This is a genomic window from Novosphingobium sp. PC22D (assembly GCF_002556635.1).
Classification (GTDB): domain Bacteria; phylum Pseudomonadota; class Alphaproteobacteria; order Sphingomonadales; family Sphingomonadaceae; genus Novosphingobium.
In genome coordinates, this window is sequence record NZ_MWMO01000003.1 from 37077 (window position 1) to 57366 (window position 20290).

Here is a 20290-nt window from a genome sequence, read left to right on the forward strand (position 1 = left end):
ACGAGGCGCGGCGGTCGCAGCATCGCTTGCTATGCGTCGGCGGCGTGGCCTTTGAGGGCAAGTCCGGTCTCGAAGAATACGTCGGTCATCTGCAACCTGCCGTAATCGGTCAGCCGCACATTCGCGTATTCCCTGCCGTCGCGCGGGCAGAGTTCGACGAAGCCGAAGTTCCTCAGCAACCCGAGCCAGCGGTGGACAAGGGCGCGGGCGAGGCCGGTCTCGATGCGAATGCCGGTCTCGGACTCGCGATTGTCGCGCCGTTCGAACAGGAGCAGCAGGATCGACCAGGCGGGCCCCTCTATCCAACGGGGATCGAAGCTTTCCTTGCGCTTGCGCTGAAGCGTGCGCGCGATGCGCAGAAGCCCGTCGACATCGGGCATTTCGGCAAGTTGCCAGCGGCTCTGGTCGGCGGCCGAAACGCCGCCTCGGCCTTCGGGCGACTCGCCCTCCGAGAGCCGCGCGCGCAGATCAGCGACTTCGCATCGCAGTCGCCGCAATTCTGTGTGGATGAGGGAGCGCTGCTCGCTCTCGTGGCGGGACTTCGTCATGGGCGGAGCCGCTTCAGGCAGAGCGGGTCGCGGCGCGTGCGCCAGATGCGCCACCGTCACAAGCGGCCATCGGTGCGGCACCGTCACGCATCGTGCACGGCGCCGCAGCTATCGGATCTATCGACATGCATCTCTCCTGCGATCGCGAGGCGAGACGGGCAGAGTGATGCTACACCGCCGGCGGGGACGCGTCGATATGTCTTGCAACGTGTGGTCCGAAGGGACGCTCGCCTTGGGCCGCGCCATCGAATTGCCCGATCCGCAGCCATTTCCTTGACTTTTGCGCCGATATCCTCAAAGGGCCACCGCAAGGATCGCTTAGGGGATCGCACCAGCACGGGCCCGGCCCGGCTCCGCGACCGCAAGGCTAGGTCCATGATGGCACTTTCCGGAAAAATCGCACCGCCTATGAGTTTCGCCGATCTCGGCCTTTCAGACGAATTGCTGCAAGCGGTTACCACCGCCGGCTACGACACGCCCACGCCGATCCAGGCTCAGGCGATCCCTTCAGTGCTGATGATGCGCGACCTGATCGGGATCGCGCAGACCGGCACGGGCAAGACCGCGAGCTTCGTTCTGCCGATGATCGACATCCTCGCGCATGGCCGTCGCCGCGCGCTTATGCCGCGTTCGCTGATCCTTGAGCCGACCCGCGAGCTCGCCGCGCAAGTCGCCGAGAACTTCGAGAAGTACGGCAAGAACCACGATCTCAAGATGGCGCTGCTGATCGGCGGCGTGCAGATGGGTGACCAGATCAAGGCGCTGCAGGACGGCGTCGATGTGCTGATCGCGACGCCGGGTCGCCTGATGGACCTGTTCGAGCGGGGCAAGATCCTGCTGACCGGCTGCGACCTGCTGGTGATCGACGAGGCGGACCGGATGCTCGACATGGGGTTCATTCCCGATATCGAGAACATCTGCACCAAGTTGCCGGCCGCGCGGCAGACTTTGCTGTTCTCGGCGACGATGCCGCCGCCGATCGAAAAGCTGGCCGCCAAGTTCCTCTCGAATCCGAAGAAGATCGAGGTCGCGCGCGCGGCGACGGCGAACGTCAACATCGCGCAGCACAAGGTCTTCCTCGATCAGCGCAAGAAGCGCGAGGCGCTGCGCACGCTGCTCAGGACCGATGACGTCAAGACAGCGATCGTCTTCTGCAATCGCAAGACGACGGTGCGCGAGCTCAACAAGAGCCTGCAGGGCCATGGATTCGCCAGTGGCGAGATCCACGGTGACATGGACCAGTCCGCCCGGCTCGCCGAGTTGAAGCGGTTCAAGGACGGCCAGGTCAATATCCTCGTCGCTTCCGACGTCGCGGCGCGCGGACTCGATATCAAGGGCGTGAGCCACGTGTTCAACTTCGACACGCCCTGGCACCCCGACGACTACGTCCACCGGATCGGCCGCACCGGACGCGCCGGGGCGACCGGGCGCGCCTTCACGTTCGTTTCGGCCGCCGATGCCGAGGCGATCGAGAACGTCGAGAAGCTGACCAAGGTCGAGATCCCGGTCTTCACCCTGGATTCCTCCGCCAAGGCGCCGCCGAAGCAAGACGCCCCGCAGGACAAGCCGGCGAAGCAGAAGAGTTCGGCACAATCATCCCGCCAGCGCAAGTCGGAAACGCCGGTGGAGGCCGAGACCGAAACGCGGGCCGCGAAGCCCGAACCCCGGTCGAGACCGCCGCGCCGCCGCGAGCGCGAGCCTGAGCCCGAAGCGGTTGAGGACGGCGCCTGGAACGGCCCCATCCCGGGCTTCCTGCAAGTCTCCGCGCTGGCCTGACTCCGCTTCGCTCGGCGCGGGCTTGACGTGCGCCCGGGCCCGTGCGGAATCCGGCAGCGTCAGACCGCCGCGAACTGGTACATCATCTCGACGTAGCCCATCGTCGCGTCGACGATCCCGGCGACCTTGGGATTGCTCGATTCAACGACATAGTATTCGTCCGGCGCATGCGCGCCCGAGCCGTGCCCGAGGCCGAAGTGACCTGCGGGAATCGAGAGCGGCGGCGCGGTGAAAGTCGCGCCCGGCCATGAGCCCGCGAGCCGGGGATTGAGGCTCGCGGTCACGCCCAGCGCCTTGTAGGTGGCGAGTTCGGCCTGGATCAGCCGGCTGTCCTCGGCGGTCTCCGTCGGATCGTAGCCGCCCGAAAAATTCGTTTCGACGTCGGTGAATCCGCGCTTGTCGAGGTGCGCGCGCAGCTTGCGTTCGGCTTCGGCGCGGGTCTGGTTCGGCACGAGCCGCAGATCCAGCTTGGCCACCGCGCGGCCGGGCAGGATCGTCTTGCCGCCGGGCCCGGTGTAGCCGCCGACCAGTCCTTCGATGTTGACCGTGGGCTGGCTCGCGAGCCGTTCGAGCGCCTGGTTGTAGGGCAGGTCGTCGATCCAGTGCGTCACGCCCAGCGAAGCCATTTCCTTGGCCTCGTCGGATGTGGCGGCGACCTGGGCGATGAGGTCCTTCTCGCGCTGCGTCAGCGCTCGCACGTTCTCGAACCATCCGTCGATCGCGGCCGTGTTCCCGTCGGGCGTGACGAGCGTCTGCAGAGCCTGGATCAGCCGCCATGCGGGCGAATCGACCATGGCCTTGCGGCTCGAATGGATGTCGCCCTTGGGGCCGCGCCCCCATTTTTCGCCGCTGGCGACGAGTTCGAGCTCGACCACGCCCTTCGAGCCGAGGTTGACTTCGACTTCGCCGTCCGGTCCCTGCCAGCTCGCGGGGATGAAGATGCCGCCGGCCTTCCTGAGCGCGGGCATGACGTCGGCGTGCGTGGCGAGCTGCTTGAAGTGCGGCGAGCCGATCTCCTCCTCGCCCTCGCAGATCAGCACGAGGTTGACCGGCGGCTTGACCTTGGCCGCCTTCATCGCGTGGAGCGAGGCGAGCAGCGTGGCTTCCGGTCCCTTCTGATTGACCGCGCCGCGCCCGACGATCGCCTTGCCCCAGTTCGGCTTGTCGACGATCCGCGCCTCGAGCGGCGGCGAGGACCACTCGGCCGGGTCGAACTGCTTGACGTCGTACATGAAATAGATGCCGAGCGTGGTCGGCGCGCCGTTGTCCATCACGCCGAACACGCCGGGATGGCCATCGGTCGGGATGATCTTGACGTCCGTGAACCCGGCATCGCTCGCGAGCTGCGCCATGTATTTCGCACCCTCGGCCATGTTGCGGTTTTCCGCCGCGATCGAGGGCAGCGCGATCCAGTCCTGGATGCGCTTCACGCTGGCCTCGCGCTGGGCGAGCGCGGCGGCGCGAATCCGCGCCCTGACGTCGTCGGCCGCGAAGGCCGCGCCGCTCGATGCCAGCGCCATCCCGGCTCCCACCAGCATGGACGAGCGCAGCATGGCCCGGCGATCGAATTGCGCGAAATTCCCAAAGCCGTCCGTCATGTCGTGCGTCCCCCTTGCGGCCTGCGCTCAGCATGGGACAAGGCGGCAGGGGATGGCAAGCGCTCAGGCGGGTCTGACGAAACTGTCTATCAGTCGCTTGCGGCCGGCCTGTTCGAAATCGATCTCGAGCTTGTTGCCTTCCTGCCCGGCGACGGTGCCGTAGCCGAACTTTTCGTGGAACACGCGGTCGCCGATGGCGATATCGGTGCGCGGCTTGGCGGCGAAGCTCGCGGCGCTGCGCGTGTTCTCGGCGACGCGGCGCGGCGTCGCGTCATACTCCCTGGCGGCCGCGCGCTGCCAGCCGGGCCCGCGCGTGACCACGCGCGAGGGCTGCGCGCGCGCGACGTCGGCGAAGGGATCGGAATGCTCGGACCATTGCGCCCGCCACAGCGAGGCGCCGCCCGTCAGCGTGGTTTCGCTTTCGACGTGGTCCTCGGGCAGCTCGGCGACGAACCGCGAGGGGATCGAGCTTGTCCATTGCCCGTAGATGCGCCGGTTGGCGGCGTGCAGGATCGTGCAGCGCCGCCGCGCGCGGGTGATGGCGACATAGGCGAGGCGGCGCTCCTCCTCGAGGCTGGCGAGCCCGCCTTCGTCGAGCGATCGCTGCGAGGGGAACACGCCTTCCTCCCAGCCCGGCAGGAAGACATGATCGAATTCCAGCCCCTTGGCGGCGTGCATGGTCATGATCGTGACCTTCTCGGTGTCGTCCGCCGCGTCGTTGTCCATGACGAGGCTGACGTGCTCGAGGAAGTCGCCGAGGGTGACGTATTCCTCCATCGCGCGCGCCAGTTCGGTGAGGTTCTCGAGCCGTCCGGCCGCTTCGGTCGACTTTTCCGCCTGCAGGGCGTCGGTATAGCCCGATTCGTCGAGCACGGTGCGCATCAGGTCCGCCGGGCTCTCGCCCGTCGCGAGCTCGCGCCAGCGCGAGAAGTCGCGCATCAAGGCCAGCAGCGTGTTGCGCGCGCGAGCCGGCAACTCGTCGGTGTCGACGATCTCGATCGCCGCCGCCGCCAGCGGAATGCCGCGCCGCCGCGCCAGCACGTGCAGCTTTTCGAGCGCCTTGGCGCCGAGTCCGCGCTTGGGCGTGTTGTAGATGCGCTCGAAGGCGAGATCGTCCGCGGGCTGGGCGATCACGCGCAGATAGGCCAGCGCGTCGCGGATCTCGGCGCGTTCGTAAAAGCGGAAGCCGCCGATGATGCGGTAGCCGAGCCCGATCTGGATGAAGCGGTCCTCGAACTCGCGCGTCTGGTACTGCGCGCGCACGAGGATCGCGACCTGATCGAGCGGCGCGCCCTCGCGCTCCAGCCGCTCGATCTCGTCGCCGACCCGGCGCGCCTCCTCGGGCGCGTCCCACACGCCGATCACGCGCAACGGATCGCCGGGATGGCGCTCGGTCCACAAGGTCTTGCCGAGCCGCTGGCTGTTCTCGCTGATCAGTCCCGAGGCCGCGGCGAGGATCTGCGGGGTCGAGCGGTAGTTCTGTTCGAGCCGGATTACCTTGGCGCCGGGAAAATCCTTCTCGAACCGCAGGATATTGGCAACTTCCGCACCGCGCCACGAATAGATCGACTGGTCGTCGTCGCCCACCACGCAGATGTTGCGGCGCTCCTGCGCGATCAGCCGCAGCCACAGGTACTGGACCTGATTGGTGTCCTGGTATTCGTCGACCATCACGTATTTGAAACGCTGGCGATAATGTTCGAGCACTTCACGCTCGGTGCGCAGGATGTTGAGCATGTGCAGCAGCAGGTCGCCGAAATCGCACGCGTTCAGCGCCTTTAGCCGGTCCTGGTAGAGCTTGTAGAAGCGCTGGCCCTTGCCGTTCGCGTAAGCCTCGTTCTCGGCCGCGTCGAGATCGCCGGGATTGAGCCCGCGGTTCTTCCAGCGATCGATGCAGCCGGCAAGCTGGCGCGCGGGCCAGCGCTTTTCGTCGAGCCCCTCGGACTGGATGAGCTGCTTGAGCAGGCGAAGCTGATCGTCGGTGTCGATGATCGTGTAGTTGGGTTGCAGCCCCACCAGCTCGGCATGACGGCGCAGCATCTTGGCCGCGATCGAATGGAAGGTTCCGAGCCAGGGCATGCCCTCCACCGCCGGCCCGATGAGCTGGCCGACGCGCTCGCGCATTTCGCGCGCGGCCTTGTTGGTGAAGGTGACGCACAGGATTTCGGATGGCCAGGCGAGCCGGGCACGCACGAGATGCGCAAGCCGCGCGGTCAGCGCGGCGGTCTTGCCCGTGCCCGCGCCCGCGAGCATCAGCACCGGCCCCTCGGTCGTGAGAACGGCCTCGCGCTGCGGGGCGTTCAGGCCCTGGATAAGAGGGTCGTCGGAGGCAGCGGGCAGGGGGGCAGGCGGTGCGTTCACATGCGAACAACTAGGGAACGCGTTGTCGCGGCGCAAGGTCGGTTCGTCGCACCAGCGGAACAATGAACGGCTTCAATCGTCGATTCGGCATCGTGACGAACAATAATCGGAGAGACGTTATGCGTAGTATCCTTCTTGCCGGCGCCGGCGCGATCGCGCTTGTGGGTGTGCCGGCCGCCCAGGCCCAGATGACCGACACGACCGTCGAGACGGCCACTTCCCCGGACACCATGGTGACCGAGACGACCACGACCGTCACCGAGCCTGCTCAGCCCGCACCTGACTCGAGCGTGCCGGGCTCCACCAATGCCGTGAGCGACAAGCGCGGCGGGTATGAAATGACGCCGCAGCAGACCAGCGTCTACAAGACCTGGACGGTCGAAAAGCGCGCCGACTACGATGCCTGGCCGGTAAGTTATCAGGAATATTACTGGACGCTCGATCCGGGCCAGCAGCAGGGCTATTGGGCGCTGACCCCCGATCAGCGCGGCAAGATCTACCAGATGTCGCCAGAGCAGCGCGCGATCGCCTGGAAGTCGGTCCGACAGCAGCTTGCGGGCGCGACGCCGACCACGCCGCCGGGGCAGGCCAATCCTCCGGGGCAGGGCATTCCGACCAACGGCGTGCCGAATCCGAAGATGGCCAACCAGGCGGTTCAGCCGGCGATGCCCAAGGACGAGAGCTATCAGGGCGGCCCTTACAAAGGCGCGCTGACGCCGCCGCCGGCGGACGCGATGAACAAGGACTACCCGGTCTGCAAGGGCGACGTGCAGGATAGCTGCGTCAACCCGCGCGAAGCCGGGATGAACTGGGGCAATCGCCCGCTCGATCACTGGCCGGGGCAGCCCGCCAGCGAGATGAAAGAAGACGATCTGGGCGGTTGAGCGCCCGACAGGCAGCCGATGGGGGCGCCGCGCGAGCGGCGCCCCTTTTCGTTTTGCGTCATGCCAATCGAACCGGCATAGTCCGGCCAACGCGCAAGACCGCATGGGAGTGCTGCCAGTGAAGAAGCTCAACTTCGCCATCGCCGCGAGCGCCGCAATGTTCATGGGCGGGGTCGCCGTCGCCGATCACGACATGCCCAAGGCCGAAGTGGTCGAAAAGGACGCCAGGGGCCGGCCGACCAAGGTCATGATCGAGGGCAAGGAATACGTCGTGTGCACCAGCGACGGTCAGGACGGCTGCATAAATCCGCGCGAGGCGGGTCTCAAGTTCGGCAACACCCCGCTCGACCACTGGCCGGGCAAGCCCGCCAGCGAGGACTAGGCGCGGCTACTCCTTGCGCAGCAGATGCAAGCGCGCGCGGCCGACATCGCGCGTCGCGTCGGCAGTGAAGCCTTTGACCGTAATCCCCTCGCCGCGCGCGGTCTCGATGCTCACCCAGGTCGCGGGCGCGATCCAGCCGAGACGTGCGAGCTTGTCGAGCGCGACCGCCCCGGCGCCGGTGTCGTAGGGCGGGTCCATCATGACGAGGTCGAGCGGCGCATTGGCGGGGCCGACCGCCAGCGCCGAAGTCGCGCGCACGTCACAGCGCGATTGCGCGCGCAGGTTGGCGATATTGGTGCGGATCGCGCGGATCGCGCCCGCGTCCTGCTCGACGAAGAGGCAATGTGCCGCGCCGCGCGACAGCGCCTCCAGACCCAGCGCGCCCGATCCCGCGAAGAAATCGCCCACGCGCAAGTCCTCGAAGGCGCCGAGTCGGCTCGCCAGCATCGAGAACAGCGTCTCGCGAGTGCGGTCGGCGGTGGGACGCGTGGCATCGCCCTGCGGCGCCATGAGCTTGCGCCCGCGCCATTCGCCAGCAACGATCCTCAGGATGGCCGGCCTCCCTTCGTGGCAGTGCCCTTGAGCTGGGCGCGGAACCGCTCGATCTGCTTGCGATCGATCTCGACCGCAGCCCCGCGCGGAAGCTCGTCGAGCGCGAAGGGACCGTAACCCACCCGGATCAGTCGGCTGACCTGCAGCCCGAGGTGCTCGAGAACGCGGCGAATCTCGCGGTTCTTGCCTTCGGTGATGGTCATCTCGATCCACTGGTTGCGCCCGGTCCGCCGCTCCATGTTGGCGTCGATCCTGCCATAGTGCATGCCTTCGATCTCGATCCCGTCGATCAGGTCCTCGAGTTGGGCCTGGGTGATGTCGCCGAAGGTGCGCGCCCGATAAGTGCGCGGGACCTGCGTCGCGGGCAGTTCGAGCTCGCGCTTGAACTCGCCGTCGTTGGTGAGCAGCAGCAGCCCCTCGGTGTTGAGGTCGAGCCGGCCGACCGGCATCACCCGCGGCACGTCGGGGGGCAGCGCGTTGCGCAGCGCGGTATAGATCGTCGGACGGCCCGCCGGATCGCGCTCGGCGGTGATCAGACCGGCGGGCTTGTTGAAGGCGAACAGCCGCGTCGCCTCGGGTGCGCGCACCGGCTTGCCGTCGACCGTGACGCCGCGCAGGTTGGGCAACACGGTGGCAGGCGTGGTCACGACTTCCCCGCCGAGCTTCACCCGCCCCTCGGCGATCAGCCGCTCGGATTCGCGCCGGCTGGCGACGCCCGCGCGCGCGAGCAGCTTGGCGATGCGTTCGCCTTCGCGCGGGGGGCCGTCGCTCGACCCGGCAGGTACGCCGGCCGCCTTCGCCGCGCCCGCTGGACGGCGCGGCGCGCCGGGCCTGCCCGGCCGCCCCTGACCGGGGCTGCGGGAACGCCGTACGGGCGGGCGCTTGCCGCCGGACCTTTCGGGAGGTTTTGCCATGCGCGGCCCTTAGCTGTTGATCGCGCGTTCATCCAGCCTTCCCATTGTCGGGCATGACGCTAAGCATCGGGTTCAGGCACAGATCGGGAGCAAGGCTTGGAAAGCGACACGACAGCAGCACCGCGCCGCAGCGTGCTGGACTCGATCAAGCCGTACCTCGAAAAGGAATCGATCGCGGCGTTTCTGCTCGGTCTTTCGTCGGGCTATCCCTTCGCGCTGCTCGCCGCGACGCTGACCACGCGCCTGGCGCAGGATGGCATTGAAAAATCAACGATTACAGCGTTCACGCTCGCCTTCTTCGTCTACAACTTCAAGCCTCTCTGGGCCTGGGTGATCGATGGCCTGCACATCCCCGTGCTGGGCCGCCTCGGTCAGCGCGTTGCCTGGATGCTGGTGACCGGCGTGCTGGTGATAGCCGCGACGGTGAATCTGGCACTCGTCAATCCCGCACAGGATATCGGCGGAACGGTCGCGGCAGCCGTGCTGCTCGGGCTGGCGGGCGCCAGCTTCGATATCGTCATCGACGCCTACCGGATCGAGACGTTGAAGCCCTACCAGCTCGGCGTGGGATCGGGCATGAGCCAGTACGGCTGGCGGATCGGCTCGGCGGGAGCGGGCTCGCTCGCGCTCGTGGTCGCCGCGCGCAGCGACTGGCACTGGGCCTATGCGATCTGCGCGGTCTTCGCCTTGCCCGCGATCCTGACCGCGCTGGTGCTCGGCGAGCCGCCGCGCCACAAGGTCTCGCACGAGCGGCGCGGTATGACCGAGATCTGGGCTTCGATCGCGGGGCCCTTCGTCGAGTTCTTCCAACGCTCGGGCGCGTGGCTCGTGCTGGCCTTCATTCTCGTCCACAAGATCGGCGACACGCTGGCCAATCTCACCTTCCGCCTTCTGTTCGACGACCTCGGCTTCAGCAACGACGAGATCGCTATCTACGATGTCGGCGTCGGCTTCTGGGCGCTGATCGTGGGCGTCTTCGTGGGCGGCGTGATCTACGCGCGGCTCGGACTCAAGCGCTCGGTGCTGATCGCGTTGGTGCTCATGGCCATCTCGAACCTCAGCTTCGCGATGCTCGCGGCGGCGGGGCACAGCAACTGGGGCATGGCCGCCGCGATCGGCTTTGAGAACTTCGCCAGCGGCTATGGCGGCGTGGTCGTGGTCGCCTATTTCTCGGCGCTGTGCGACTTGCGCTTCACAGCCGCGCAATACGCGCTGATCTCGGCGGGCGCGAGTGCGGTGGGGCGCCTGCTTACCGGCACCACGGCGGGCGCGCTGATCGAGGCGATGGGCTACGTGAACTTCTACCTGCTCACGACGATCGCGGCCTTGCCCGGGATCGCGCTGTTCTGGTGGATGATGCGCACCGGCCTCGTCGACGCCGCGATGGGTACGGCGGGAGAAGTCGGCGAAGGCGACGCGCGCGCCGACCCAGCCTAGTCGGGCGGTTCGTCGTTCAGCCGCAGAATCTCGCCTGCAAGGTAGAGCGAGCCCGCGACCAGCACCGGAAGGCCGTCGTCGGGCAGGGCGGCGAGAGCCTGGGCGACATCGGCAGCGGCACTTGCCTGCGGACCGAAGGCGCCGGGGCCGTGGGCCTCGTGTCCCGGAACGTCGACGGCCTGGATACTCGCGATGGAATCCGCGAGCGGAGCGATCAGCGCGGCCGGGTCCTTGTTCGCCAGCATGCCGATCACGAGATGCAGCTTCTGACCCGCGAAGTGGCGCGCGATCGCGGCGCCGGCGTCGGGGTTGTGGCCCCCGTCGAGCCAGACCTCGCGATGGCCCACCAAATCGCGCAAGGGTCCTGAGGAGAGCAATTGCAGCCGCGCGGGCCAGCGGGCGCCGCGCATCGCTTGGGCAAGCGCCTCGCTTGGCACGCTTACCCTGTCCTGATGGCGCAGCAGCGCCACCGCCAGTGCCGCATTCGCTCCCTGGTGCGCACCGGGCAGGACCGGGAGCGGCAGGCTGAGTGCGCCATGGCGGTCGCTGTATTCGATGGTGTCGCCGGTGGCCGCGTCCCAGTCTCGCCCGCGCATGTGCAGCGGCGCGCCCGCGACCATGGCGGCGCGCTCGATCTCCAGTTCGGCGGCGGGCGGATAGGCAAGCGTCACCAGCGGCACGCCCGGTTTGACGATGCCCGCCTTCTCGAAGGCGATGCGCGCGATCGGGTCGGTCGGGGCCCCGTCCTCGGGCGCGAGCAGGAAGGCCTCGTGGTCGATCCCGAGTGAGGCGATACCGCAGGCGGCGGGGTGATCGAGCACGTTGGTCGCATCGAAGCGCCCGCCGAGCCCGACCTCGATCACGCAGGCTTCGGCAGGTTCGCGCGCGAAGGAAAGGAGGGCGGCAGCCGTTGTCACCTCGAAGAAGCTGGGCGCCAGCCCCACCCGCTCGGCCGCGTCGAGCGTTTCCGCCAGCAGCGCGGCAAGCGCGTCGTCGCCGATCAGTTCGCCCGCCACGCGGATCCGCTCGTTGTAGCGGACCAGGTGCGGGCTGGTGAAGACGTGAACACGCTGCCCCGCGGCCTCGATCGCGGCGCGCAGGAAGGCGCAGGTCGAGCCCTTGCCATTGGTCCCGGCGACATGAAAGGTCGGGGGTAGGCTGCGGTGCGGATCGCCCAGCGCCGCGAGCAGGGCGCGAATGGTGTCGAGCCCGAGCCGGCCCTGCGGCAGTGAAAGCGCGCCGAGCCGGTCGAGCTGCGCCTGCACCGCCGCGCTCTCGGACGTCGCGAAGTCGCGCAAGGTCAGCGCGCCGTGTGGACGGCCTCGGCCAGGGCCTCGGTCAGCTCGCGGATCGCGGCGGGCGCGGCCTCGCCGTGCTGCTTGACGAGGTCGACCAGCGCCGAACCCACGACGACGCCATCGGCGACCCGGGCGATCTCGCGCGCCTGATCGGGCGTGCGCACGCCGAAACCCACCGCGACGGGCAGGTCGCTCGCCGACTTGAGACGGGCGACCGCCTCCTCGATCGAGGCCTGCGCCGCCTGCTGCATGCCCGTGATGCCCGCGACCGAGACGTAGTAGAGAAAGCCCGAAGAGCCTTCGAGCACGGCGGGAAGCCGCGCCGCGTCCGTGGTGGGGGTCGCCAGCCGGATCATCGCCACGCCCGCTTCGCGCAGCGCCGGGCCGAGTTCGGCGTCCTCCTCGCTCGGGATGTCCACGCAGATCACGCCGTCGACGCCTGCCTTGGCGCATTCGGCCGCGAACCATTCGGGCCCGCGAATGGTCATCGGGTTGGCATAGCCCATTAGCACCAGCGGCACCTCCGGGTGCCGCGCGCGGAAAGACCGCGCCATGTTCAGGATATCGGCGGTGCGTGTGCCCTTGGCGAGGCTGCGGATGTTCGCCTGCTGGATCGCCGGGCCATCGGCCATCGGATCGGTGAAGGGCATGCCCAGTTCGATCACATCGGCCCCGCCTTCGACCAGCGCATCGAGGTTCGCGGCGGTGTCGCCGTCTCCGGCGGTGATGAAGCACACGAGCGCCGGACCCTTGCCGAACGCCTTCTCGAAGCGCGTCATGGTCAGATGTCCGCTCCAAGCGCCTCGGCGACGGTGAAGATGTCCTTGTCGCCCCGGCCCGATACGTTGACGACGAGCAGCTTGTCCCGCCCCAGCGTTCTGGTCACTTCGGGCAGGGCGGCGAGCGCGTGGGCGCTTTCGAGCGCGGGAATGATCCCTTCGAGCGCGCAGCAGAGCTGGAACGCCTCGAGCGCCTGCTTGTCGGTGATCGGCACGTACCGCACGCGCCCGCTTTCGTGCAGCCAGGAATGTTCGGGGCCGAGGCCCGGATAGTCGAGCCCGGCGCTGATCGAGTGCGCCTCCGTGATCTGGCCGTCCTCGTCCTGCAGCAGGTAGGTGCGGTTGCCGTGGAGGATGCCGGGCTTGCCACCGGCGATGCTCGCCGCGTGCTCGCCGGTCTCGACGCCATGGCCCGCCGCCTCCACGCCGATCATCGCAACATCGGGATCGTCGAGGAAGGGGTGGAACATGCCGATCGCGTTCGAACCGCCGCCGACCGCGGCGAGCAGCATGTCGGGCAGGCGGCCCTCGGCCCGCATCATCTGCTCGCGAGTCTCGGTGCCGATCACGCTCTGGAAGTCACGGACCAGTTCGGGATAGGGATGCGGACCCGCCGCCGTGCCGATGATGTAGAAGGTGTCGTGGACGTTCGCGACCCAATCGCGCAGCGCCTCGTTCATCGCGTCCTTGAGCGTCTCGGCACCGCTCGTCACCGGCTGCACCTCGGCGCCGAGCAGCTTCATGCGGAACACGTTGGGCTTCTGCCGCTCGACGTCCTTGGCGCCCATGAAGATCGTGCAAGGCAGGCCGAAGCGCGCCGCGACGGTGGCGGTTGCGACCCCGTGCTGGCCCGCGCCGGTCTCGGCGATGATCCGCGTCTTGCCCATCCGCCGCGCGAGCAGGATCTGCCCGACGCAGTTGTTGATCTTGTGCGCGCCGGTGTGGTTGAGTTCCTCGCGCTTGAAGTAGATCTTGGGGCCCATCCCCTCTGGTGCGAGATCGCGGTAATGCTGCGTCATGCGCGGCGCGTGGTAGAGCGGGCTGGGGCGGCCGACGAAGTTCGCCAGCAAGTCGTCGAACTCGGCGCGGAACGCCGGGTCGGTCTTGGCCGCGCGATATTCCTTCTCCAGGTCGAGGATCAGCGGCATCAGCGTTTCGGCGACGTAGCGACCGCCGAATCGACCGAAGTGCCCGTGTTCGTCGGGCTGGTTGCGGAAGCTGTTGGGCTGCGGCGTTGCGGTCATGCGCGAGCGCTTGGCAGAGGGCCTCGCGCTTGTCCAGATCGACGAAAAGCGGACTCGCGATCGACCAACGACACACAACGACCGATCAACGGCATGTTGTGATATTTCTCACTCTGGAAATATCGAAAAACTGGCGTAGTGGCATTGACGGCAAGAACAAACGAGCCGCCGGAACGATAATGGGTCTCCGGAAACTGTAAGTTAAGAAAGACAATACGATGCGTAATCTTGTTTCCAGTATTGCTGCTGCTGCTCTTACTGTTGGTGTATTCGTCGCTGCAACCGGTCCCGCGTCTGCAAACGAAGCGCGTGTCGAGGCGCGGGGCGGCGTGGTTTGGAACGGCAACGACAATAGCGAGGCCGTCGCGGGTCTCGCCGCAGGCTACGATTTCGATCTCGGCGACACGCTTTTCGCCGGTCCCGAAGTCTCCGCCGAAAAGATTCTCGACGACGACACCCGCGTTTCGTTCGGCTTCGGCGGCCGCGTCGGCGCGAAGCTGGGCGAGAAGGGCAGGCTCTTCGTCGCCTCGACATGGCAGACCAAGCCGTGCGCGGGCTGCGAGGAGTTCGTCACGCTGGGCGGCGGCTACCAGCACAAGTTCGCCGGCAATCTCTACGGCAAGGTCGAATACCGCCACTTGTTCGTGGGCGACGGCTTTCCCGACGCCGATACGGCGTTCGTCGGCCTCGGCATGACGTTCTGACCGGGCATTTTGCTTGCGAGGTTTACGGGCGGTCCTGCGGGGCCGCCCTTTTTCGTGGCGGCGTGGACGATTCGCAGACGCCGGGACGAGTCTTGGCAACGGTTCGAAGGTTGCGAGAGTCGTGGGGGTGGGGAAGGGGGTCCGACCGCTATGTCGTCGTATCAGGGACGTCACTGCCGGGTGAAGACCATACGGAGCGGACGTCGTTTGAGCCGGGGGGCGGCCTTTCCGCGCTGCTTAGGCGTTCCGCGCGGCGCGGCAGAAGGCGGCGATCAGGTCTGGGTCCTTCACGCCGGGCGCGGTCTCGACGCCGGAGGACGTATCGACCAGCGGCGCCTGCGTCAGGCGCACCGCCTCGGCAACGTTTTCGGGATTGAGACCGCCCGCAAGGCCCCAGGCGAGCGGCCCGCGCCAGCCCGCGACGAGGCGCCAGTCAAAGCTCAGACCCATGCCGCCGGGAAGCGTGCCCTTGGGCGTCTTGGCGTCGAACAGGATCATGTCGGCCGCCCCGGCATACGTCCGGGCGCGCGCGACGTCGGCCTCGCCCGTCACCGCGAGTGCCTTCCACACGGGAATGCCGAAACGGGCGCGGAGCTGGGCGGCGCGCCCGGGCGTTTCGCTGCCGTGGAGCTGAAGCGCCTCCAGCCGCCCGGCGTCCACGGCCTGCGCGATCGTCGCGTCGTCCGCATCGACGAAGAGGCCGACCCGCCCGATCCGCCCCTGGCTGCGCGCGGCGAGATCGGCGGCGCGCGCACTGCCGACGAAGCGGGGGCTCTTCTCGAAGAACACGAGCCCGGCGAAATCGGCGCGCGCGCGGATCGCGGCGTCGAGGGCGTCGGCGGTCGATATCCCGCAGATTTTGGTGGCGGGGCTGGACATCTGTTTGCCGTATCCTCGAATTGAATTATTCAGGGCTTGTGTGAGGGATATGCGCGCGATGAATCGAATTGCACGGCTTCTAGTGATGGCGGCGTTCGCCGCAAGTCTCGCAAGCTGCGGTGTCCAGCAATCTATCGACGATGCCAAGGCAGAGATTTCGACGTTCCATGCCGACCTTGATGCGCGCAACTTTGACGCGATCTGGGACGAGGTCGCGCCGGACATGCGCAGCGCGACGCAGAAGTCGCAATTCGTGGCTATCCTGGAGGCGGTCAACCGCAAGCTCGGTCGCGTGGTCGGGAGCAAGCAGGTCGGGTGGAACTCCAACGTCAGCACCAGCGGAAGTTTCGTCACGGTGACGATGGAAACGAAATTCCAGAAGGGCTCGGGGGTCGAGACTTTCATCTACCGCAAGGTCGAGGACGACCGTCTGGCGCTGGCCGGCTACAATATCCAGTCGCAGGAAATGATGCTCAACTAGGCTCGGGCGACGTCAGCCCGCTCTGCCTTGCGCAGTTCACGGACTGAGTTCGAACTGTACCGTCACGTTGGCGCTCAGTTCGAGTTCGCCAGTCGCGACCGGAGGGGGCGGCGCGGCGACCGCGTCCATTGCGGCCTTGCGGTACATGACAGGCTGCGGCGCATAGCCTCCGCTCTCGCTGATCGAGACGACCCGCGCCACGCGCAGGCCGGCGGCTCGTGCATAGAGTTCGGCGCGCTGGCGGGCCTTGGCCATCGCCTTGGTTCGCGCCTCGTCGAGCGCGGCATCGGAATCGTCGACCTGGAAATTCGGCCCGTTCACCTGGTTGGCGCCCGCGCTCACCAGCGCGTCGATCACCTTGCCGTATTCACCGAGCTTGCGCTGCTTGACCGAGACGGTGTTGTTGGCCTGATAGCCGACGATCTGGCGGTCCTCGTTCTCGTAGCTGCCGTCGGGCATCCTTCGCGGCTGCGCATAGACCGGATTGAGGTTGAGGTTGCTGGTCTGGATGTCGCGCTCGGCAATGCCGGTCTTGCGCAGCGCGGCGATCACCGCGGCCATGCGCGTCGAATTTTCGGACAGCGCCGCGCTGGCGGTCTTGCCCTGGGTCGTCACGCCCGCGCTGAACAGCGCCAAGTCGGGTTCGCGGGTAGTCTCGCCGCTCGCGGTGACGGTAAGCAGTGTATGCCCCTCGGCGATCGTGGGAACCGGCGCCGCCATCTGCGCGAGGGCGGGCAAGGGCGCCGACGCGGCGAGCAGCGCCGCGGCGAACGAGGGTACGAACTTCATGGGCCAACTTCCTCCAGGCTCTCTCCGGGAGGAACGCGTTGGACCACGGCGAGTTTCGCGAAACTGAACGAAGCTAGAGCGTGGCCTCGATCGCGCGGGCGGCGGCGAGCGGATCCGGCGCGCGGCTGATCGGGCGGCCGATCACGAGCGCGCTCGCGCCGGCATCGCGGGCCTCGCGCGGGGTGACCGTACGCTTCTGGTCGCCCGCCTTGCCATCCGCCGGGCGCAGGCCGGGCACGACGAAGAAGCCTTCCTTCCACTGCTTGTGGACCGCCTCGACCTCGTGGCCCGAGCAGACGATGCCGTCGATCCCCGCCGAATGCGCGAGTTCGGCAAGCCGCAGCGCCTGGTCATGCGCGCTACAGCCGATCCCGGTGGCAGCGAGGTCTTTCTCGTCGAGGCTGGTGAGCACGGTGACGGCGACGACCTTGCAGTTCTCACCGGCGGCGGCCTTGGCGTCTTCCATCATCGCCCGCCCGCCGGCGGCATGGACGGTCACGATCGAGGGTTCGAGCACGTGGATGGACTGCATCGCGCCCGCCACCGTGTTGGGGATGTCGTGCAGCTTGAGGTCCAGAAAGATCGGGAGGCCGATCTTGTGGATCTCGTGCACCCCGTGATGGCCGTGCGCGCAGAAGAACTCGAGCCCCAGCTTGATCCCGCCGATATGCCCCGCGACCTTGCGCGCCAGCGCTTCCGCGGCATCCAGGCGCGGCAGGTCGAGTGCGAGGAATACCGGATTGTGAGTCATTGCGGGTCTTTCGTGCTGGTTTCGTGGGATTCGGTTGGCGCCGGTGCGAGTGAAGCCGGGCTTGGGCTCGGCGAGGAGCTGGCGGTCATCGCGCGCAGCGAGTTCTCGAGCGCGGCGATGCGGCGGTTCATCCGCCAGCGTCCGGCGCGGTGGAGCATCCACATCGGCACCGAGCCGAGCAGGAAGAACAACAGCGCGACGATTCCGACCGGCCATTCGAAATGGAGATAGTTTCCATCCGACAATGGCCACAGATTTACCGGCGCGGTGGTCCAGTTCATGGCGATGAACGCGACGAGCAATGCCGTCAGCGCAATCCAGAGGATCGTCCTTATGACCTGCATGTTCCCTCCTGTCTTCATCGGGGATGCTAGGCAAAGCGCGCCGAAATGGGAAGGCATCGTTGCCCGGTGCGCTGCCGCTGACCGGCAGGCGAGGGCGCGCGGACGGTGTTCAGCCGAAGACCCGGTCGAAAATGCGATCGACTTCCTTGAAGTGATAGTCGAGGTTGAACTTCTCCTCGAGCTGCGCGTCGGTGAGCGCGGCGGAGACGTCCGGATCGGCCTTGAGCAGCGCCACCAGCGAGAGCTGGCCATCCGATTCCCAGACCTTCATCGCGTTGCGCTGGACGAGGCGATAGCTCTCGTCGCGCGAGAGCCCCGCCTGGGTGAGCGCCAGCAGCACGCGCTGCGAATGGACGAGGCCGCCCATGCGATCGAGGTTCTTCTGCATCCGCTCGGGATAGACCAGCAGCTTGTCGATCACGCCGGTGAGCCGGGCCAGCGCGAAGTCGAGCGTGATCGTCGCGTCCGGGCCGATGAAGCGCTCGACCGAGGAGTGCGAGATATCGCGCTCGTGCCACAAGGCGACGTTCTCCATCGCCGGCAGGGCATAGCTGCGGATCATCCGCGCTTGTCCGGTCAGGTTCTCGGTCAGCACCGGATTGCGCTTGTGCGGCATGGCGGACGAGCCCTTCTGGCCGGGCGAGAAGTATTCTTCGGCCTCGAGCACTTCGGTGCGCTGCAAATGCCGCACTTCGATCGCGAGCCGCTCGATCGAACTCGCGATCACGCCGAGCGTGGCGAAATACATCGCATGGCGGTCGCGCGGGATGACCTGGGTTGAGACCGGCTCGACCTCGAGCCCGAGCTGGCCGGCGACGTAGGCCTCGACCGAGGGATCGACGTTGGCGAAAGTGCCCACCGCGCCCGAGATCGCGCAGGTCGCCACTTCCGCGCGGGCCGCCACGAGCCGCGCCCTGGCGCGCGAGAACTCGGCGTAGGCCTGCGCCATCTTGAGCCCGAAAGTGACCGGCTCGGCGTGGATGCCGTGGCTGCGCCCGATGGTTGGTGTGTACTTGTGCTCCTCGGCCCGCCGCTTGATCGCTGCGAGCAGCGCGTCGAGGTCTTCCAGCAGGATGTCGGCGGCGCGGGTGAGCTGGACGTTGAGCGTGGTATCGAGCACGTCCGAACTGGTCATACCCTGGTGCATGAAACGCGCTTCGGGCCCGACCTGCTGCGCCACCCAGTCGAGGAAGGCGATGACGTCGTGTTTGGTCACGGCCTCGATCGCGTCGATCGCGGCGACGTCGATCGCCGGGTTCTTCGCCCACCAGTCCCACAGTGCCTTGCCCGCGCTTTCGGGAACGACGCCGAGCTCGCCCATCTTGACCGCCGCATGCGCCTCGATCTCGAACCAGATGCGATAGCGGGCTTCGGGCTCCCAGATCGCGGACATCGCGGGACGGGCGTAGCGGGGGACCATGTTCGACTCCTTGGGACTGGCGCGCATGCCGCTAGGGGGCGCGGGCGGGCATGGCAAGTCTCACGGGAGCCTTCGTGCGCACTGCGCGCTATGGTGAGAAGATGCAGCTTATGGGGAAGGGCCGATGACGAGAAGTTTCCTATCGCTCGTTGCGGCGGCGCTGGCGCTCTCGGCGCCGACCGGCGCCGTTGCCGAGATCAAGGCGCCGGTCGTGCCGCTCGGCACCGATCTCGAGGCTTTCGACTACCCCTGGCCGGTGAAGCGGATGCCCATCCGCATCGGCACGACCGAAGGGCAGATGAGCTACATGGACGTGCGGCCCGAGACGCCCAATGGCAGGACCGCGATCCTGCTCCACGGCAAGAACTTCTGCGGCGCGACCTGGGAGCACACCGCGCGGGCGCTGGCGGGAGCGGGCTACCGCGTGCTGATCATGGACCAGATCGGCTTTTGCAAATCCTCCAAGCCGCGCGACGCGCAGTACAGCTTCGCGATGATGGCCGATGCGACGCATCGGGTGATGGCGCGCGAGGACGTGGCGCGCGCCATCGTCATCGGTCATTCGACCGGCGGGATGCTGGCGATGCACTTCGCGCAGATGTTTCCCGAGGCGACCGAGCGGCTGGTGCTGATCAACCCGCTCGGGCTCGTCGACCGCATGGCCGAGGGCGTACCCTATCTGCCGCTCGACAAGCTGATCGAGCAGGAGCGCGGCAAATCCGCCGAAACGATCAAGGCCTATCAGCTCTCGACCTACTACCATGGCAACTGGGAACCGCGCTACGACCGGTGGGTGGCGATGCTCGCCGGGCAATACGCCACCGACGACGACGACGCGGTCGAAATCGCGCAGGCCAAGACCGCCGAGATGATCCTGACGCAGCCCGCATCGCACGGCTTCGCGCGGATGCGCATGCCGGTCACGCTGTTCATCGGCATGCGCGATACGACCACCTTCGGGAAGGGGCAGGCGCCGGACGAGGTCAAGGCGCGGTTGCGCCCGATCCCCGAGGTCGCGCCTCAGGCGGCAGAACGGATGCCCGATGCGCGGCTGGTGACATTCTCCGATTTCGGCCACTCTCCGCAGGTCGAGGCACCCGAAGTGTTTGAAAAGGCCTTGCTCGCCGATCTCGACCGCGCCCGCTGATC

At 67.3% G+C, this 20290-nt stretch carries 20 protein-coding genes; 7 read left to right on the forward strand and 13 right to left on the reverse strand.

From position 1 onward, the window contains the following. Positions 1-29: 29 nt before the first annotated feature. Complete coding sequence (locus tag B2G71_RS06810; RefSeq protein ID WP_098105008.1) at positions 30-548, reverse strand: hypothetical protein; 519 nt, start codon at positions 546-548, stop codon at positions 30-32. A 408-nt stretch (positions 549-956) separates the two neighbouring features. On the opposite strand from B2G71_RS06810, the gene B2G71_RS06815 reads away from it, so the two are divergent. Next, positions 957-2324 (forward strand): DEAD/DEAH box helicase, encoded by a 1368-nt coding sequence (locus B2G71_RS06815; RefSeq protein ID WP_098105009.1) that lies wholly within the window; start codon positions 957-959, stop codon positions 2322-2324. A gap of 59 nt (positions 2325-2383) precedes the next feature. Here B2G71_RS06815 and B2G71_RS06820 read toward each other — a convergent pair whose 3' ends face one another. Both B2G71_RS06820 and B2G71_RS06825 read right to left on the reverse strand, forming a co-directional pair. Continuing rightward, on the reverse strand, positions 2384-3922 hold the full coding sequence (locus tag B2G71_RS06820) for a M20/M25/M40 family metallo-hydrolase (RefSeq protein WP_240530035.1): 1539 nt from the start codon (positions 3920-3922) through the stop codon (positions 2384-2386). 63 nt (positions 3923-3985) lie between these two features. Beyond that, on the reverse strand, positions 3986-6283 hold the full coding sequence (locus B2G71_RS06825) for a UvrD-helicase domain-containing protein (RefSeq protein WP_240530036.1): 2298 nt from the start codon (positions 6281-6283) through the stop codon (positions 3986-3988). Positions 6284-6402: 119 nt separating this feature from the next. Between B2G71_RS06825 and B2G71_RS06830 the strand changes: the two genes are divergently transcribed. Together B2G71_RS06830 and B2G71_RS06835 are read left to right on the forward strand one after the other, a co-directional pair. Further along, a complete protein-coding gene (locus B2G71_RS06830) occupies positions 6403-7167 on the forward strand; it encodes a hypothetical protein (protein WP_240530037.1) in 765 nt (254 codons plus the stop codon). Positions 7168-7285: 118 nt separating this feature from the next. Then, complete coding sequence (locus B2G71_RS06835; protein ID WP_141521515.1) at positions 7286-7549, forward strand: hypothetical protein; 264 nt, start codon at positions 7286-7288, stop codon at positions 7547-7549. Between the two features lie 6 nt (positions 7550-7555). Here B2G71_RS06835 and rsmD read toward each other — a convergent pair whose 3' ends face one another. Together rsmD and B2G71_RS06845 are read right to left on the reverse strand one after the other, a co-directional pair. Continuing rightward, positions 7556-8098: a 16S rRNA (guanine(966)-N(2))-methyltransferase RsmD gene (gene rsmD / locus B2G71_RS06840; RefSeq protein WP_098105272.1), complete on the reverse strand. Its 543-nt coding sequence runs from the start codon at positions 8096-8098 to the stop codon at positions 7556-7558. After that, the gene (locus B2G71_RS06845; RefSeq protein ID WP_098105011.1) at positions 8095-9015 is read right to left on the reverse strand and encodes a pseudouridine synthase; all 921 of its coding nucleotides are present in this window, start codon (positions 9013-9015) and stop codon (positions 8095-8097) included. Before B2G71_RS06845 ends, rsmD begins: the two co-directional genes overlap by 4 nt. 96 nt (positions 9016-9111) lie before the next feature. On the opposite strand from B2G71_RS06845, the gene B2G71_RS06850 reads away from it, so the two are divergent. Next, positions 9112-10452 (forward strand): MFS transporter, encoded by a 1341-nt coding sequence (locus B2G71_RS06850; protein ID WP_098105012.1) that lies wholly within the window; start codon positions 9112-9114, stop codon positions 10450-10452. On the opposite strand, the gene B2G71_RS06855 is transcribed toward B2G71_RS06850, so the two are convergent. Genes B2G71_RS06855 through trpB form a run of 3 tightly spaced genes read right to left on the reverse strand, consistent with a single transcriptional unit; the run spans position 10449 to position 13773 of the window. Then, entirely contained in the window at positions 10449-11750 is a 1302-nt protein-coding gene (locus B2G71_RS06855) for a bifunctional folylpolyglutamate synthase/dihydrofolate synthase (protein ID WP_098105013.1), read from the reverse strand. The two genes, B2G71_RS06850 and B2G71_RS06855, sit on opposite strands and share 4 nt — an antisense overlap. Before the next feature lie 2 nt (positions 11751-11752). After that, entirely contained in the window at positions 11753-12529 is a 777-nt protein-coding gene (trpA, locus tag B2G71_RS06860) for a tryptophan synthase subunit alpha (RefSeq protein WP_098105014.1), read from the reverse strand. A gap of 2 nt (positions 12530-12531) precedes the next feature. Further along, on the reverse strand, positions 12532-13773 hold the full coding sequence (gene trpB, locus B2G71_RS06865; protein WP_098105015.1) for a tryptophan synthase subunit beta: 1242 nt from the start codon (positions 13771-13773) through the stop codon (positions 12532-12534). Positions 13774-13991: 218 nt separating this feature from the next. Between trpB and B2G71_RS06870 the strand changes: the two genes are divergently transcribed. Then, complete coding sequence (locus B2G71_RS06870) at positions 13992-14477, forward strand: hypothetical protein (protein WP_098105016.1); 486 nt, start codon at positions 13992-13994, stop codon at positions 14475-14477. A 237-nt stretch (positions 14478-14714) separates the two neighbouring features. Here the strand turns inward: B2G71_RS06870 and B2G71_RS06875 are convergent, their stop codons facing one another. Beyond that, entirely contained in the window at positions 14715-15356 is a 642-nt protein-coding gene (locus tag B2G71_RS06875; RefSeq protein ID WP_098105017.1) for a phosphoribosylanthranilate isomerase, read from the reverse strand. Positions 15357-15414: 58 nt separating this feature from the next. Here B2G71_RS06875 and B2G71_RS06880 point away from each other — a divergent pair, with 58 nt between their 5' ends. Continuing rightward, positions 15415-15837, forward strand: a complete 423-nt coding sequence (locus B2G71_RS06880; protein WP_098105273.1) for a DUF4019 domain-containing protein — start codon at positions 15415-15417, stop codon at positions 15835-15837. 36 nt (positions 15838-15873) lie between these two features. On the opposite strand, the gene B2G71_RS06885 is transcribed toward B2G71_RS06880, so the two are convergent. The 4 genes from B2G71_RS06885 to purB form a co-directional block, all read right to left on the reverse strand. Continuing rightward, positions 15874-16626, reverse strand: coding sequence for an SIMPL domain-containing protein (locus B2G71_RS06885; protein WP_098105018.1), 753 nt, complete (start codon positions 16624-16626; stop codon positions 15874-15876). A gap of 73 nt (positions 16627-16699) precedes the next feature. Beyond that, positions 16700-17377 carry an orotidine-5'-phosphate decarboxylase gene (gene pyrF, locus B2G71_RS06890; RefSeq protein WP_098105019.1) on the reverse strand — a complete coding sequence of 226 codons (678 nt, stop codon included), beginning with the start codon at positions 17375-17377 and terminating at the stop codon, positions 16700-16702. Further along, a complete protein-coding gene (locus B2G71_RS06895) occupies positions 17374-17721 on the reverse strand; it encodes a LapA family protein (RefSeq protein WP_098105020.1) in 348 nt (115 codons plus the stop codon). The genes pyrF and B2G71_RS06895 overlap by 4 nt, the downstream gene beginning before the upstream one ends. A gap of 109 nt (positions 17722-17830) precedes the next feature. Next, positions 17831-19141, reverse strand: coding sequence for an adenylosuccinate lyase (gene purB / locus B2G71_RS06900; protein WP_098105274.1), 1311 nt, complete (start codon positions 19139-19141; stop codon positions 17831-17833). A 124-nt stretch (positions 19142-19265) separates the two neighbouring features. On the opposite strand from purB, the gene B2G71_RS06905 reads away from it, so the two are divergent. Continuing rightward, complete coding sequence (locus B2G71_RS06905; RefSeq protein ID WP_098105021.1) at positions 19266-20288, forward strand: alpha/beta hydrolase; 1023 nt, start codon at positions 19266-19268, stop codon at positions 20286-20288. The last annotated feature ends 2 nt before the right edge of the window (positions 20289-20290 follow it).